The 14,688-nt window shown below is 42.5% G+C and carries 14 protein-coding genes; 7 read left to right on the top strand and 7 right to left on the bottom strand.

What is annotated here, in order from left to right:
- The first annotated feature begins 9 nt into the window (after positions 1-9).
- The 3 genes from PSF16_RS09060 (at position 10) to PSF16_RS09050 (ending at position 2,093) form a co-directional block, all read left to right on the top strand.
- The gene (locus PSF16_RS09060; RefSeq protein WP_272689141.1) at positions 10-627 is read left to right on the top strand and encodes a DMSO/selenate family reductase complex B subunit; all 618 of its coding nucleotides are present in this window, start codon (positions 10-12) and stop codon (positions 625-627) included.
- A gap of 1 nt (position 628) precedes the next feature.
- A complete protein-coding gene (locus tag PSF16_RS09055; RefSeq protein WP_272689140.1) occupies positions 629-1,405 on the top strand; it encodes a dimethyl sulfoxide reductase anchor subunit family protein in 777 nt (258 codons plus the stop codon).
- 88 nt (positions 1,406-1,493) lie between these two features.
- Positions 1,494-2,093, top strand: a complete 600-nt coding sequence (locus PSF16_RS09050) for a TorD/DmsD family molecular chaperone (protein WP_006660384.1) — start codon at positions 1,494-1,496, stop codon at positions 2,091-2,093.
- A 77-nt stretch (positions 2,094-2,170) separates the two neighbouring features.
- Here the strand turns inward: PSF16_RS09050 and PSF16_RS09045 are convergent, their stop codons facing one another.
- Positions 2,171-2,713 carry a DUF924 family protein gene (locus tag PSF16_RS09045; RefSeq protein ID WP_006660383.1) on the bottom strand — a complete coding sequence of 181 codons (543 nt, stop codon included), beginning with the start codon at positions 2,711-2,713 and terminating at the stop codon, positions 2,171-2,173.
- 406 nt (positions 2,714-3,119) lie between these two features.
- Here PSF16_RS09045 and PSF16_RS09040 point away from each other — a divergent pair, with 406 nt between their 5' ends.
- Positions 3,120-3,389: a hypothetical protein gene (locus PSF16_RS09040; RefSeq protein ID WP_006660382.1), complete on the top strand. Its 270-nt coding sequence runs from the start codon at positions 3,120-3,122 to the stop codon at positions 3,387-3,389.
- A gap of 34 nt (positions 3,390-3,423) precedes the next feature.
- Here PSF16_RS09040 and PSF16_RS09035 read toward each other — a convergent pair whose 3' ends face one another.
- The 5 genes from PSF16_RS09035 to PSF16_RS09015 are packed head-to-tail and all read right to left on the bottom strand — an operon-like array spanning position 3,424 to position 9,614.
- The gene (locus tag PSF16_RS09035; protein WP_179896621.1) at positions 3,424-5,166 is read right to left on the bottom strand and encodes an acetyl/propionyl/methylcrotonyl-CoA carboxylase subunit alpha; all 1,743 of its coding nucleotides are present in this window, start codon (positions 5,164-5,166) and stop codon (positions 3,424-3,426) included.
- Positions 5,150-6,757: a 5-oxoprolinase subunit PxpB gene (pxpB, locus tag PSF16_RS09030; RefSeq protein WP_036978923.1), complete on the bottom strand. Its 1,608-nt coding sequence runs from the start codon at positions 6,755-6,757 to the stop codon at positions 5,150-5,152. The genes PSF16_RS09035 and pxpB overlap by 17 nt, the downstream gene beginning before the upstream one ends.
- 8 nt (positions 6,758-6,765) lie before the next feature.
- Entirely contained in the window at positions 6,766-7,572 is an 807-nt protein-coding gene (locus PSF16_RS09025) for a putative hydro-lyase (RefSeq protein WP_272689139.1), read from the bottom strand.
- A 2-nt stretch (positions 7,573-7,574) separates the two neighbouring features.
- A complete protein-coding gene (locus PSF16_RS09020) occupies positions 7,575-8,348 on the bottom strand; it encodes a LamB/YcsF family protein (RefSeq protein ID WP_272689138.1) in 774 nt (257 codons plus the stop codon).
- Positions 8,349-8,375: 27 nt separating this feature from the next.
- Positions 8,376-9,614, bottom strand: coding sequence for an NRAMP family divalent metal transporter (locus PSF16_RS09015; RefSeq protein ID WP_272689137.1), 1,239 nt, complete (start codon positions 9,612-9,614; stop codon positions 8,376-8,378).
- A gap of 428 nt (positions 9,615-10,042) precedes the next feature.
- Between PSF16_RS09015 and PSF16_RS09010 the strand changes: the two genes are divergently transcribed.
- Both PSF16_RS09010 and gltP read left to right on the top strand, forming a co-directional pair.
- The gene (locus PSF16_RS09010) at positions 10,043-10,705 is read left to right on the top strand and encodes a GntR family transcriptional regulator (RefSeq protein ID WP_006660376.1); all 663 of its coding nucleotides are present in this window, start codon (positions 10,043-10,045) and stop codon (positions 10,703-10,705) included.
- 397 nt (positions 10,706-11,102) lie between these two features.
- Positions 11,103-12,410: a glutamate/aspartate:proton symporter GltP gene (gene gltP / locus PSF16_RS09005; protein WP_006661386.1), complete on the top strand. Its 1,308-nt coding sequence runs from the start codon at positions 11,103-11,105 to the stop codon at positions 12,408-12,410.
- 404 nt (positions 12,411-12,814) lie between these two features.
- Here gltP and PSF16_RS09000 read toward each other — a convergent pair whose 3' ends face one another.
- Positions 12,815-13,102: a putative quinol monooxygenase gene (locus PSF16_RS09000; protein ID WP_006661385.1), complete on the bottom strand. Its 288-nt coding sequence runs from the start codon at positions 13,100-13,102 to the stop codon at positions 12,815-12,817.
- 482 nt (positions 13,103-13,584) lie between these two features.
- Between PSF16_RS09000 and PSF16_RS08995 the strand changes: the two genes are divergently transcribed.
- Positions 13,585-14,514, top strand: coding sequence for a lipopolysaccharide core biosynthesis protein RfaZ (locus PSF16_RS08995; protein ID WP_272689136.1), 930 nt, complete (start codon positions 13,585-13,587; stop codon positions 14,512-14,514).
- The last annotated feature ends 174 nt before the right edge of the window (positions 14,515-14,688 follow it).

Below are 14,688 nucleotides of genomic sequence, written 5' to 3'. Positions count from 1 at the left end.
AGTTAATTGATGAAACAGTATGGCTTTTATTTTGACTCCACAAAATGCACTGGCTGTAAAACTTGTCAGGTCAGCTGTAAGGATGAAAAAGATTTAGATTTAGGTCCTAAATTCCGTCGAGTGTACGAATTTGGGGGAGGTAGCTGGCAGAAACAAGATGGTATTTGGCAACAAAACGTCTATAGCTACTATTTGTCTATATCTTGTAATCACTGCTCCAATCCAACCTGTGTAGAGGGCTGCCCAACAGGTGCTATGCACAAACGTGCTGAAGATGGTTTAGTGGTTGTTGACCAATCTATCTGTGTAGGTTGTCGATATTGTGAACTGCGCTGCCCATACGGTGCACCACAGTTTGACGAAAAGAAAAAATTGATGAGCAAATGCGACGGCTGTTATGAGCGTGTCGCCAAAGGAATGAAACCTGTTTGTGTAGAGTCTTGCCCGCAGCGTGCTTTAGACTTCGATGACATTACAGTTTTACGCGAGTTACATGGTAGCGAATGTGGTATTGCACCTATGCCAGCTCCAAGCCTGACTAACCCGAATATCGTCATCAAGCCACACAAAGATGCGAAGCCATCTGGTGATAAAAGTGGCGAATTGAAAAACCCTGCGGAGGTCTAATATGCATGAGTTACCACTGGTTTTCTTTACCGTTTTAGGGCAATCCGCAGCAGGTTTATTTCTGTTAGCGTATATTGCGAAAAAAATGGGTTCAATCGATGATAACCAACTGAAAACTGCCAATATTATTGGATTTATCATTGTTATGATTGGTTTGGGTATTGGTGCATTGCACGTTGGTCAACCACTACGTTTCTTCAATATGTTGTTAGGCGTCGGTCGTTCGCCAATGAGCAATGAAGCTTTCTTAAGTGGTGTCTTTGTTGGTTGTGCGGCTGCAACACTGTTTTTCACTCACTTTGTCAAACAAGCGGCACTGCGTGAGCTATCAAACATTGTGGCAGTAATTTCTGGTTTAGCGTTCGTGTGGTCAATTCCGCAGGTGTATAACATTGCAACCATTGCCAATTGGGATACCCAATTTACTACACTGCAAATGTGGACCACTCTGTTTGTTGGTGGTGGCGCATTGGCAATGGCGATTGGAGCTCGAGGCTTAGGGCTGACCTCTTTCTTAGTGGGAACCTTTGCTATCTTTGCCAGCCGTGCAAGCTACCAAGCATTTCTAGGGGAAACGGCTCCAGCGTTAAGTGCTGAACAAACGGGTTTTTGGGGCTTCCAAGTCATTGTACTGGCCATTGCATTAGCCGCATTTGTTGGATTTGCGATTAAACAGTGTTCACCGAAAGTGCCATTACTGACCTGTGCTGCTGCCGTCTTACTTGCAGAACTTTCTGGTCGTATTGCCTTTTATAACCTGTGGCAAATCACCATGTAAGGTGCTATAACCCCAGATTATCATTAATAACTTAAGAGCCTGAATTCAGGCTCTTTGTTTTCAATAGAGCATTGTTTACAGGTACACCATGCACACTATCGATACCACTCTTTTTCGTATTTTAGGGGCCATGTTTTACTACTCCCCTGAAACACCTACGTTCCAGACTTTACAGCCTGTATTAAGAGAGATCCCTGCTCTTGATTCGTGGGATGAGCCGGAACAACTCACAGCGATTTGTGAAGCATTAAGCACCATTCCAGCCACCTATCTCACCTACGACTTTTCGATTCTTTTTGAAGGTCAAGGCGCGATGCCAGCACCACCTTGGGGATCAGTTTATCTGTCTCATGACAATACCGTTATGGGTGATTCCACCCGTGCCTACCGTCAATTTTTAATGGCTCATGGTTTAGTGACCGATACCGGGCTGCGGGAACCGGAAGATCAATTTGGACTGATGTTAATGGCAATTTCAGCCCTTGCGGAACAAGGGCAAGATGATGCGATAGTGGAATTATTAGAGCAACATTTATTACCTTGGGCGGGGCGCTATTTAACGTTGGTCCAACAAACCCAAACCGAGCATGACTTTTACCCTCAACTGGCAAGAATTGCCGAGGCGTATTTAACTCGCTTACAGATACAGTTGGGCTTACACCCAGCAGCCGCAGAGCTCTTTCGTTAATACACGCAGTATTCGGGCGTCGTCGTCATCAAATGAGTTTGCTTAATTAATAGCAAACTCATTGATAGTAAAGAAAATTAGAATGATGAGTTTGGCTGTTGTAAAAAAGCAATCTCTTCCGCTGTTGAAGGACGACCAAGTATCTCATTACGATGTGGATAACGCCCAAATTTATCGATAATCGCCTTATGCCGCATTTCATAATCCAAGGTATTATCATCACCCAGCATGCGGAATAACTCGACGGCTTGTAGGTGGATAAAGCTCGATTCTGAATGCATAAACGGCATAAGAATAAATTTTCGCTGGGTTAACGTCAGCAGGTGATAATCTGGCTGCTTAATCGCCTCTTGAGCTAATGCAAGCGCCATCGGGTCTTGGGCAAATGCCCTTGGGGTATCACGCCATAAATTACGCGAAAATTGGTCAAGAATAATAATTTCCGCTAAGCGCCCACGAATAGACACGCGCCAATAAGCCAGTTCCCCTTTCGCCGCCTGTTCACTGAGCGCAGTAAACCGCTTTGCGATAGTTAAATCGAATTTCTCGTTTTTCTCAAACCACTGTTTTGGGGTCGATTCTTCGAACCAAAATGAAAGCACTTCTTCCATGGCATTCATAAGTTACCTATTTATATTATTCTTGCGATTATTATTACGTTGTCTGGTTCATCGTAGATAAAAATCGTAAAAATTGACAGGATGGAGATCTGAAAACATAAATTTGCAGATAAAAATTTTGTTATTTGCGAGCTAGCCCAAAAATAACCCTCACATCCCGCGCTTTTTTCTCATTTTCCCACGGCTAAGATGAATATTCTTTTTTTGATGGCTTTAAACTTCTCTTCATAATCATTGTTTGTTGTTTAATGTGAATTTAAATTTATCTATCGTATGAATACATACATTTATCTAATCCAATGTTAGAATTTGACTTATATTTTGTAGACAAAACGAACGTTCTTTCATGTAGAACGTGTTGATTTTGCATCTTGGGTGTACTTCATTGTGTGGGAAGGCAAGATAAATGGCAGGACATATGGTACTTATTGGTTGGGCTTTGTGGGTCAGTCCTTGTGGCTCTGATTCATGTGATGCATTACCTGTGACCGAAACCATTTTTACCCAAGAACAATGCATGAGCCGAAAATCTTATTTAGAGGCTAAGCGCCCTAATTTGTTTTTCTTGTGTGGTGAGGTCTACCGCGATAGCGATGAAATTGCGAAAGAAGAAAAAAGCGTGATCCCCGCACCAAATCCACCACTGCGAGGCTTACCGGAACGTAAGCCACGCTGAGGTTAAGGTGGCTTTTGCCACCTACCGTTACTGACTAATTAATCTCCGCAATTTTACTCTCTGCGTTGATAAAATCCCCTTGATTAGCTGCATATTTTAGCTGTCCTGAACGATGAGCGACCACTTGAACTTCCATCTTCATGGCTTCCATCACACCAATCACATCACCTTCTGTCACCTTATTTCCTTGAGGAACTAACCAATTGAACAATACCCCCGAAATAGGTGCATTCACATGGTTTGGGTTGCTTTCAATAGCGTGTAATGTTTGATAGGTAGCGTTTTGATTCACTGCCATTCCTGCAAACAGTTGTGCGGGTAACCCCAATTCACACCGTTTTCCATCAATCTCTATAAATGTTCGAGTTAATTCCTGCTCAGATTGAGGTAGCTGGCGTTTCGCCGGTGGGATAGCTACGCTAAACTCTGTTTCAATCCAACGCGTATGCACGTTAAATTGTTCGCAAAAATCAGCTTGTTCCATAACCGCACGATGGAAAGGCAACACCGAGGCAACGCCTTCTATCTTAAATTCTGCTAATGCACGGCGGGCACGTGAAATAGCCTGTTCACGGGTTTGCCCAACGACGATTAATTTAGCCATTAAAGAGTCAAAAGTACCGGGAATGGTTTTACCTGCGGCAACACCACTGTCAACACGGATACCCGGTCCTGATGGCGCATCAAATCGTAACAGAGTACCCGGGGTCGGTAAGAAACCGTTACCTGCATCTTCTGCGTTGATACGAAACTCAAAAGCATGCCCTCGCGGTTTCGGTGTTTCTTGGATACTCAACGGCAAACCTTCGGCAATACGTAATTGTTCAACCACCAAATCAATGCCAGCGGTCTCTTCCGTAACCGGATGCTCAACTTGTAAACGCGTGTTGACTTCTAAAAATGACAGCATCCCTTCTTGGCTTAATAAGAATTCCACCGTTCCAGCGCCCACATACCCGGCTTTTTGACAAATGTCTGTTGAAGCGCGGATAATTTGTTGTTCGATATCGCGGGATAAAAACGGTGCAGGAGACTCCTCCACCAGCTTTTGGTTCCGACGTTGTAACGAGCAATCTCGAGTTCCCACCACCACTACATTGCCGTGAGTGTCTGCAATAACTTGCGCTTCAATATGACGAGGATTGTGCAAAAATTGCTCAATAAAACATTCACCACGACCAAATGCAGCCGTCGCTTCGCGCACCGCTGAGTGGTATAACTCTTCAACTTCATGCATGTGCCATGCGACTTTTAACCCACGCCCACCACCGCCAAAGGCGGCTTTAATGGCAATCGGTAATCCATGCTGATCCGCAAATTGCACCACTTCTTGGGCGGTCTCAACGGGGTCCGGAGTCCCAACAACTAACGGTGCGCCAACCTGTAAAGCAATATGGCGAGCTTGGACCTTATCCCCCAAAATATCGATACTTTCAGGGCTTGGACCAATCCAAATGAGACCCGCGTTCTGCACTGCGCGGGCAAACTCAGCCCGCTCAGACAGAAAACCATACCCCGGGTGCACCATTGTAGCCCCTGATTTTTTCGCAACCTCAATCAGTTTTTCAATATTTAAGTAGCTCTGAGCGGGTGAATTTCCCCCCAGCCCATAGGCTTCATCGGCCATGCTGACATGCAATGCATCAATGTCGCTATCGGCATACACCGCGACAGATGTAAACCCGTAATCACGGCACGCGCGAATAATACGCACCGCTATCTCGCCACGATTGGCAATCAATACCTTATGTTGGTTTTTTTTATTGTTGGTATTCATAAGCTTCATGACTCCCTTCAAGTTGATAAAATTCACGTAATGGATTAAAGCGGATTTTGCCGTTCACTGGAATTTGCCCAGCTAAATCCAAATGATAGTCACACACTGAGCCAATCACCGGATATCCCCCAGTGAGTGGATGGTCATTTAAAAATAAAACTGGCTGTCCGTTGGCGGGAACTTGGATAGCGCCAATGCAAGTGCCTTCGCTTGGTAACTCTTGCAATTGTTGACGGCTTAATGGCGTTTCCCCCATAAGGCGTAATCCAATGCGATTCGAAGCTGCAGTCACCTGCCAAACTTGTTGACGCAATAATGCCGCTGCCTGCTCCGTAAACCAGTCGGTTCTTGGTCCCATGATAACGTCGAGTACAACCTCATCATCTGCAGTGGGATATTCAAACGCGGGTGTTTCCGTAAGAGATATCGCGCGATGATTATTTTTTTGATGAATCGAGAGAGATTGCCCAACCATGATGGGCGCCGGCCCGACTTGCGCTAACGTATCAAATGAGCAGCTTTCTAAAACTGGTGTAACAGCGAAACCGCCGCGCACTGAAAAATAACTCCGAACACCTTTAGTAGGAGCGCCTAATTGAATTACATCCCCTTTAGCAAGGTGAATAGGACAATACGTTGCCGAGACATAAACGTGTCCTTCTTCGGTTGTCACCGTGATTGGACATTCTGCGCCCGTGATGCCGACAAGCACATCGCTATTCGCTCGCACTTTTAATCCGCCTTGGGTGACCTCAAGCACTGTCGATTGCGTATCGTTTCCAACAAGTCGATTGGCACTGTATAACGCCGACTTATCCATCGCGCCTGATTCCGAAATACCTAACGCTGATTGCCCAATGCGCCCACGATCTTGAAACAATGTCTGTAACCCTGTGGCAAGCACCGTGAGATCATAAGTCTGCGTATTTTCTCTCGGTTTGATTTGAGGCTGCTCAGGTAAGCTATAACTCACTGCATGCTTACTTTGATCGATAAAATTCACTCGATAACCCGCTTGTAAAAGGGCAGGCTCAGAACGATTGATATCCCACACAGCCAAATCTGTTCTACCAATCAGCTGCCAGCCCCCTGGGCTTGCCTGCGGATAAACACTGCTGAATTCCCCCGCCAATGCTACCGACCCCGCGGGAATACGCACACGAGGAGATTGACGACGCGGCACATGCAGTTGTGCTTGCGTCGAAACCATATAACCAAAACCTGGAGCAAAACCGCTGAATGCAACGAGATATTCGCTTTCCGTATGGCGACGGATCACTTCCTCAATGGTGATCCCCAAGTACTCAGCAACTTCGGGTAAATCCTCTCCCGTATAATGCACAGGAATAGTGACCAATTTCCCTGCTTGAGACGCTATACACTCAATATTACGCTGAGAGATTTGCTGAACTATGGCAGTGATATTTTCGCGCGCGGGGTTATAGCGCACTAATACCGTACGTGCTGCTGGGGTAATTTCCTCAATGCCTTTAATTGGCTGACGAGTTAATGAATCGGTCAGTGCCATGGTCTGTTCAAGGCTTTGCAGCTCAACCATAAAGGCGCTTAAATTAACAGGTAGAAAACGCATTAGCACCTCTATACGTGATAAGCATTGTCAGGAATATCCGTGATGAACATATACCCCGGAGCATGACTTAATGCGAAAGGCACCCCTGATTTCATCACTGCGGCTTGGGGAGTCACGCCACATGCCCAAAATACGGGAATTTCCCCCGCCTCAATACGCACCGCATCCCCAAAATCTGGACGCATAATGTCCTTAATGCCTAGCAATTCCGGTGCTCCAATATGTACAGGAGCCCCATGTACCGCAGGAAAACGCCCTGAAATGGTCACCGCATCCGCAACGCGATCCGCAGGAATTGGGCGCATTGAAACCACCAGCTCCCCCTGTAAACGCCCTGCGGGTCTGCATAATTGGTTTGTTTTATACATCGGGACATTAGAACCATCCGTAATATGACGAATATCGATACCTGCTTCGATCATCGGTGTTTCAAAGGTAAAGCTGCACCCAATCAAAAAAGTCACTAAGTCAGGATGTTGCTGATAAATTGCCGTTGCATCGGTAATTTCATCCACCAACTTGCCCTGTTCCCAAACGCGATAACGCGGAATGTCGGTACGTAAATCCGCATCGTCGGCTAATACGGTTTGCCAGCGACCGGATTCACACACATCCAAAACAGGACAACTTTTGGGATTTCGCTGAGCATAGAGTAGAAAATCAAACGCCCAGTCTCGAGGTAGTGCAATCATGTTGGCTTGCGTCATTCCCGGCGCCATGCCCGCCGTCGGTTTGTCATATCCCTGACGAATGGACTCTCGAGCGGCTTTTGCCGCTTGAATCGCCTCTTTCGAGGTTTTCATTAATGTTGTCATATTTAGCCCCTCGCCCCAGCAAACCCGCAGATGTTGATGCCTTGTTGCTCAAATATTTCCCGAACTTTCGCCGCCATCTCGAGCGCCCCTGGACTGTCACCATGCACACAAATGGAACCCGCGTTAATCGGCGTAAATTGACCATCAATGGCGATAACTCCGCCATCATTGACCAACTGCAACATCCGTTTTGCGACCAATTCAGGATCATGTAGAACGGCGCCAGCAAGCTTTCTTGAAACCAACGTGCCATCACTGTTGTAAGCTCTATCTGCAAACGCTTCAGCCACCACATTGAGGCCTGCTTCCTGCGCCCAGCTGATAAGCGGAGCCCCTGCCAAAGCAACCAAGGTTAAATGGCTATCAATTGCGAGGATCCCTTCAATGACTGCCATAGCTTGGCGCTTATCATGAGCAATCGTGTTATACAGCGCACCGTGAGGTTTGACATACTGCACCTCAGTGCCCGCCGCTTTGGCGAGCCCCTGTAATGCACCAATTTGATAAATCACATCTGCGGTTAATTCGTTAGATGCAATATCCATATTGCGGCGACCAAATCCGACTAAATCCGGATACCCCACATGAGCGCCCACCGTGACACCGTGTTTTTTCGCGGCAATTAAGGTTTTTAAAATCCCATCTGGAGAACCCGCGTGAAATCCACAAGCAATGTTAGCGCTGCTGACAAGACCCAGTATTGCCTCATCATTGCCCATCTGCCATTGACCGAAACTTTCACCAAGGTCGCTATTTAGGTCGATTTTTTTGTTCATTATTGTCCCTCACTCCCTGATAACGTCTTATTTTAAGTAGTTGAAAATGGCAGTTACAGACATCGCACCCATGTACCAAGTGAGAGCACAGGTCACAACACCTGACCACAATAACCAACGTGGGTAGTGATAACCGTCCATTAAATCAGCGCGTTTCCAGCCAATGTAAACAAACAACGTTAAACCAATCGGTAAAATAAGACCGTTAAAGCCACCCGCAAAAACTAACAGTGCTGCTGGCGCAGTTCCCATTAAAAGATAAACAGCGAGTGAAACCGCGATAAATAAGATAGTGGCAATATTGCGTTGTCTTTCTGTAATGGAAGACTTAAACGCTTTTAAGAAACTCATAGAGGTATAGGCTGCACCAATCACACTGGTCAATGCGGCCGCCCATAAGATTAAACCAAAGATACGTAAACCGTAGTTACCCGCTGCCGCTTGGAAAGCTTGTGAGGCTGGGTTAGCTGCTTTTCCAGAAATATCAATCGTCACCCCACTGGCAACGACACCTAAAATGGCTAAAAACAGGATGTAACGCATTAACCCAACCACAATAATCCCTTTGGTTGCCGCACAGGAAACGGCTTTGATGTTCTCAACACCAACTTCGCCTTTATCCAGTAAACGGTGCGCCCCTGCATAACAGATGTAGCCTCCCACGGTACCGCCAACAATAGTGGTGATCATGGCAAAATCCACCGTATCCGGCAGCACGCTCTGGCGTAGTGCTTCACCAATTGGCGGGTTAGACGCAATCATGACAAATAACGTCAAGCCAATCATCACCAACCCTAACACAATGATTAATCTATCAATAAATGTGCTGGCTTTACGCGATGAGAAAATATAGATCGCTAATAAGGCGCTGAGTAAACCGCCCCATTTCGGATCTAATCCAACAAGTGCATTCAGGCCCAACCCTGCCCCTGCAATATTTCCGATGTTAAATATCAATCCACCAAAAATAACGAGTACCGCCAACAAATAGCCGCTGCCCGGAATGGTGGCATTCGCGATTTCAGACGAATGCATTTTTGTGAGTGTGACGACTCGCCAAATATTTTGTTGGACAACGAAATCAATCACAATAGAGGCCAAAATACCAAACGCGAATGCGGCCCCTAAGGTGACCGTAAAGGTCGCAGTTTGAGTGATAAATCCGGGACCAATCGCGGATGTTGCCATTAAGAAAATCGCGCCGATAAGCGAGGAACGACGCTTTTTCACATATTCTGCTGTTGAGATATTTTCCTGAGCTGCCATATGCATACCCCTCTGTGGTTTTGTTGTTATCTGTATTTTGATGTTATTTGTATTTGTTGATGTTGTGCTGAGTTATAAAGGCAATTTTCGTGCCATTGTTCTATCAATAGGAAGAATTGTTAATTTATTGAGTGTGGATTGTTGAACAATTAATACGGAGCGATGAATAATTAAGCAATTAAAATCGTTTCTGATGAGTCAAAAATCAAATCTCGATCACTTTTTTAACATTTGATTCTTATTTGTAACATTCAAGATGGGATAGGAAACATGCAAAAGCACCAATCTAGTGCTCTTTATATGAAAATGCCCTAATTAAGTGCAGAAAGGAGTCTTGCTGCCCTACAACGAATATGTGAAGATAGCGCTCGAATAGCAATTTCACTGAATTTTTTATCTCATTTTTCTTCAACTAGGCTCGCCTTTTTATGAAAAAACCGTCCGTCGCGCAAACCTTGTCAGTCACCATTGCAGAAACTATTCGCCAAAAAATTACCGTGGGTGAGCTAACGCCAGGGCAGCGATTATCGGAAGCCGCATTGAGTGAAGAATTGGATATTTCCCGCAATACTCTCAGAGAAGTGTTCCGTGTATTAACCCAAGAAGGTCTGCTCACCTATGCGCCTAACAAAGGCGTTTATGTTTCCGTCCCTGATATGGCTGCAATTATTGATATTTACCAAGTGCGCAGGCTGATTGAATGTGATTCATTGACCCATGCTTACGCGCTCCATCCTGCGGTCCAAAAAATGAAACACGCGGTGGCTGAAGCCCGAGAACACGAAAAAACAGAAAATTGGGTTGGAGTGGGAACCGCTAATATGAAATTCCATACGGCGATTGTGGAACTTTCAGACAGCGAAAGGCTGATTAAGCTGTACCATAATATTGCGGCAGAATTGCGTTTAGCTTTTGGTCATTTGAATGATGCAAAGTTGCTGTATGCACCCTATATTGATAAAAACCAAGCTATTTTAGAGTTATTGGATGCAGGTCGAAATCAAGATGCAGCCTCTACGCTATTAAATTACCTCGATGTCTCTGAGCGCACCTTACTCGCAGCCTATAAACGCAGCCACTCAATATTGTAAATCGTGAATGCGGTGATGAGTGTATTTTTCCTATGGCATTCTCCTATGCCATCCCTCTATTTGTAATCCTATCTCCATTCAAATAATACCGTATAAACATTCGCAGAATTAATCACGCCATAAAAAATCAAACTTACACAAGTTGTATTTAACAATTTTTATAGATTTAGCTTATCACTTTTTATTATCGATTTAATTACATTAATGGAACAACCTGAAACATTGATTAACAAAATAGTTGATTTCAGCAACTTAATTTACATTTTGTTATAAGTAACTATTGTAAATAACTCTACTTTCTCGAATAAACGATTGTGGTTTTTCCGAATATTAGTTATAAAACTGAGCATAATAAAAATACAATGTTAAATATTATTAATATAAACGAGAATTATTTATGACATTAAACAACATCGTTCAAAAAAAACCGTTTAAATTTGGTTTAGGCTGGCAGATTCTAGTCGCCCTCATTTTGGGGGTTATCCTCGGTGCTTTATTGCATGAAAGCGTAGAGTACAAAGATTGGTTGATCCTGAATGTGCTTTCCCCCGCAGGTAAAATTTTCATCCAGTTAATCAAAATGATTGTTGTACCTATCGTCATTTCAACCCTGATTGTCGGGATTGCAGGCGTTGGAAATACAAAGCAATTAGGTACACTCGGCTTCAAAACTATTCTCTATTTTGAGATCATTACCACCATTGCCATCATTGTCGGAATTTCGTTTGCGAATATATTCCAACCCGGTGTGGGCATTGATATGTCTCAACTTACTCAAGTGGATATTTCTCAGTATCAAAAAACGACCCAAGAGGTTGCTAGTCATCCTTCAGGGATCGTGAATACCCTGCTCTCTTTGGTACCGAGCAATATTTTTGCTGCTATGGCTAGCGGCGATATGCTTCCTGTTATTTTCTTTGCTGTGTTATTTGGTTTGGGATTATCTTCCCTTCCTGTAGCCAAAAAACAACCTCTGTTAGATGTTCTGCAAACTTTCTCTGAGACCATGTTCCGTGTGACCAATATGATCATGCTGTATGCGCCAATCGGTGTATTTGCCTTGATTTCTGTCACTGTTGCCAATTTTGGTTTCACCTCACTCGTCCCACTGCTGAAACTCGTTATTTTGGTTCACTGTGCCATTATTTTCTTCGCAGTTGTCGTACTCGGAATTGTTGCACGCTATTGCAAAATTAATATTTTTACTCTGATGAGAATATTAAAGGATGAGCTGCTGCTCGCCTATTCAACAGCCAGTTCAGAAACTGTACTGCCGCGCATTATGGATAAAATGGAGAAATATGGTGCACCAAAATCTGTCACCAGTTTCGTGATCCCAATTGGCTATTCATTTAACTTAGATGGCTCAACTCTTTACCAAAGTATCGCCGCAATTTTCATTGCTCAGTTATATGGAATCGAGCTGTCATTAGGACAAGAATTAATTTTAGTGTTCACTCTCATGATCACATCAAAAGGAATTGCTGGAGTGCCTGGTGTTTCATTCGTGGTGTTGCTAGCAACCTTAGGTTCTGTGGGTATCCCATTAGAAGGCTTAGCCTTTATTGCCGGTGTTGACCGTATTCTTGATATGGCAAGAACCGCGCTAAACGTGGTTGGTAATGCGTTAGCTGCATTAGTCATCGCAAAATGGGAACATAATTATGATGAGAAAAAAGCCCGTGAATATGAGGACAGTTTCTGATTAGGGGTTAGATTTTTAGTTCTGTTTATTATGCCAGAATAAGCCATCTTTAATCTTTTAAAGATGGCTTTTCAAATCAAAGATATCTCGGCATAAGCATTTATACGTAATTTGAATTTTTTCACCACTTATCTAATATTTTTCAGCGAAATTTTATTTCCTTGCTACGCTGAATATACGTTTATAACTTAGATTATTTTTATTTGGGCTCATATCAATGAATCAAGTCAGGCGTTTTCTTTTATTCTTAAAAGTTCTACAACATCTCATGACGATCTTTGTATTCACCCTGTCATACTTTATGTTTCAAAATTGGATATAACCCCCTACTAGTCATCATTAATCAGCTCGTTAGAGGGATGTAAGCAAGGAATCTAGATTAAATATCCAATGCCGGTTTTATTTTAAAATGCAGCATCCATCAGAATAAATCGAGGCTCTGCTTTTTGATGACGATTAATCATTGGAACTAATCGTTGAAAATGTTCCGATGCACAATGCGCATCTAATGCCGCTTGATTCGGCCACTCTTCAATAAACACAAAATGTCCAGGGTCCTTTTCATCAATATAAAGGTCATAGGCAATACATAAAGGTTCTTTTTTGGTTGCTTCTACAAGTTCTTTATAGAGTGGCAGAACAATCTCTATCGCTTCTGGTTTGATAAAATCTTCAGCAATCACTTTTAACATTACAATACCCCCGACTCAGTTTAATCACTTTCAAAAACTACGGATGCCCCAAAGCACAATACGTTGATATATCCGCATTCAAAAGACTGCTCCTATCTTACCATCCACACTTTTCATTATCTGAGCTAATTGGGTCTTATCTTTCTCATAAAAAGCAACGTAGCACTTATCCACTAAATGATAAATTCGTTATGCTTTCGTCATCGTCGTTCGAACCGCTTTATTGAGAGTACCGTGATTAATATTTATTTAAATTTCGTCAAGTAAATTGATTGAAAATCAAAAAGTAAGATAAATGATGGACAAGAAAAAACCATCATTACATCACGCTTTGGGTACAACCCATCACACTAAAATTGATGATGAGAAATATTGTTGAACCGCATTTTTTATCGTAAATTTTATTCAATAATTTGCTATCCTTGAGAATAAAATTTGTACTACTACAAGCATTAATATTTTCGTTAAAAATGAGCACTCCCATGTCAGAAAACAAGCTTAAAACATGGTTTTTAAAAACACTTTATCGGCTGTTTCGCAATAAAAAGTTTCACCATACTAAAAATTTTTGGTATTTATTTAATGTTTCTAGAAATCAAAATGATGAAATAGTGGAAGTTACGTATAAAAATGAAAAATTAAAAATAAACACATCTCCGATCCACTCAAAGAAACACAAAACTTTGATTATTGTGGCTACAGGTCCATCAGTGAATGAGATACCTAAGAACCTCTTTGACCCAGAACAGTACGACTTTCTCGGTGTAAATGGCGCAATCTCACTCTCAGAAATTAAATTTCGATTTTACTGTATCATTGACCAATCATTTATTAAAAAAAGAGTCGACTTAGTACGAAAAATTGTTAGCAATGATGAAATAACGTTATTTTGCAATTACTTATCACTATATGAAATACTAAAATTCATTGATTTATCTGAAATAAAATGCTCATTTAAGATATTAGACTTAGTTACTGATGGTATAGGTTATTTATTTATGGATGAGAAAAAAGTAATTAATGAAGATTACATATCCGATCATCACTATTGGTTTAATAGCTATGGTTTTTCATCTAACATAAATGAACTCGTTTTTGATTATGGCACTGTAGCGTATCCTGCATTACAAGTCGGGTATTCTCTGGGTTATAAACAACTGTATTTTGTCGGCTTAGATATGAATAATTTCGATAAACCTCGGTTTTATGAAAATCGTTCAAATATGCTTCCAACATCGTTAGATCACCATTTCATCACCATCCAAAATGCCTTTCATTCCGCATCGCACTTCCTTGAGAAGGCTGGAGTCAACGTTATTAATTTATCACCTAATAGCGCGATCACCTCTTTCCAAAAAGAAAATATGGATGCATTAATGAAAAATAAAAACACAGAAAATACAAATAAGTAAGCGATTCGCACATTATTTTTCGCTATATGTGATTGTCTTTTTTTTACCATTGCAGCGCCTTTTCATTAACGTTATGATAATAAAAGATAATTACTTAATGAGATAAGTTAAATGCGTTTTGCATTACATAATTTAAAGAAAAATAGCATTCTAAAGCTTTGTATTTTATTGTTC

The sequence above is a fragment of the Providencia sp. PROV033 genome, assembly GCF_028484855.1.
GTDB lineage: Bacteria > Pseudomonadota > Gammaproteobacteria > Enterobacterales > Enterobacteriaceae > Providencia > Providencia alcalifaciens.
The sequence above is the reverse complement of the archived record's forward strand: the minus strand, read 5'-3'. Positions and strand labels throughout refer to the sequence as shown.

Coding starts and splice junctions, on each gene's coding strand:
- PSF16_RS09060 (WP_272689141.1), top strand. CDS start 10: ATGAAACAGTATGGCTTTTATTTTGACTCCACAAAATGCACTGGCTGT.
- PSF16_RS09055 (WP_272689140.1), top strand. CDS start 629: ATGCATGAGTTACCACTGGTTTTCTTTACCGTTTTAGGGCAATCCGCA.
- PSF16_RS09050 (WP_006660384.1), top strand. CDS start 1,494: ATGCACACTATCGATACCACTCTTTTTCGTATTTTAGGGGCCATGTTT.
- PSF16_RS09045 (WP_006660383.1), bottom strand. CDS start 2,713: ATGAATGCCATGGAAGAAGTGCTTTCATTTTGGTTCGAAGAATCGACC.
- PSF16_RS09040 (WP_006660382.1), top strand. CDS start 3,120: ATGGCAGGACATATGGTACTTATTGGTTGGGCTTTGTGGGTCAGTCCT.
- PSF16_RS09035 (WP_179896621.1), bottom strand. CDS start 5,166: ATGAATACCAACAATAAAAAAAACCAACATAAGGTATTGATTGCCAAT.
- pxpB (WP_036978923.1), bottom strand. CDS start 6,757: ATGCGTTTTCTACCTGTTAATTTAAGCGCCTTTATGGTTGAGCTGCAA.
- PSF16_RS09025 (WP_272689139.1), bottom strand. CDS start 7,572: ATGACAACATTAATGAAAACCTCGAAAGAGGCGATTCAAGCGGCAAAA.
- PSF16_RS09020 (WP_272689138.1), bottom strand. CDS start 8,348: ATGAACAAAAAAATCGACCTAAATAGCGACCTTGGTGAAAGTTTCGGT.
- PSF16_RS09015 (WP_272689137.1), bottom strand. CDS start 9,614: ATGGCAGCTCAGGAAAATATCTCAACAGCAGAATATGTGAAAAAGCGT.
- PSF16_RS09010 (WP_006660376.1), top strand. CDS start 10,043: ATGAAAAAACCGTCCGTCGCGCAAACCTTGTCAGTCACCATTGCAGAA.
- gltP (WP_006661386.1), top strand. CDS start 11,103: ATGACATTAAACAACATCGTTCAAAAAAAACCGTTTAAATTTGGTTTA.
- PSF16_RS09000 (WP_006661385.1), bottom strand. CDS start 13,102: ATGTTAAAAGTGATTGCTGAAGATTTTATCAAACCAGAAGCGATAGAG.
- PSF16_RS08995 (WP_272689136.1), top strand. CDS start 13,585: ATGTCAGAAAACAAGCTTAAAACATGGTTTTTAAAAACACTTTATCGG.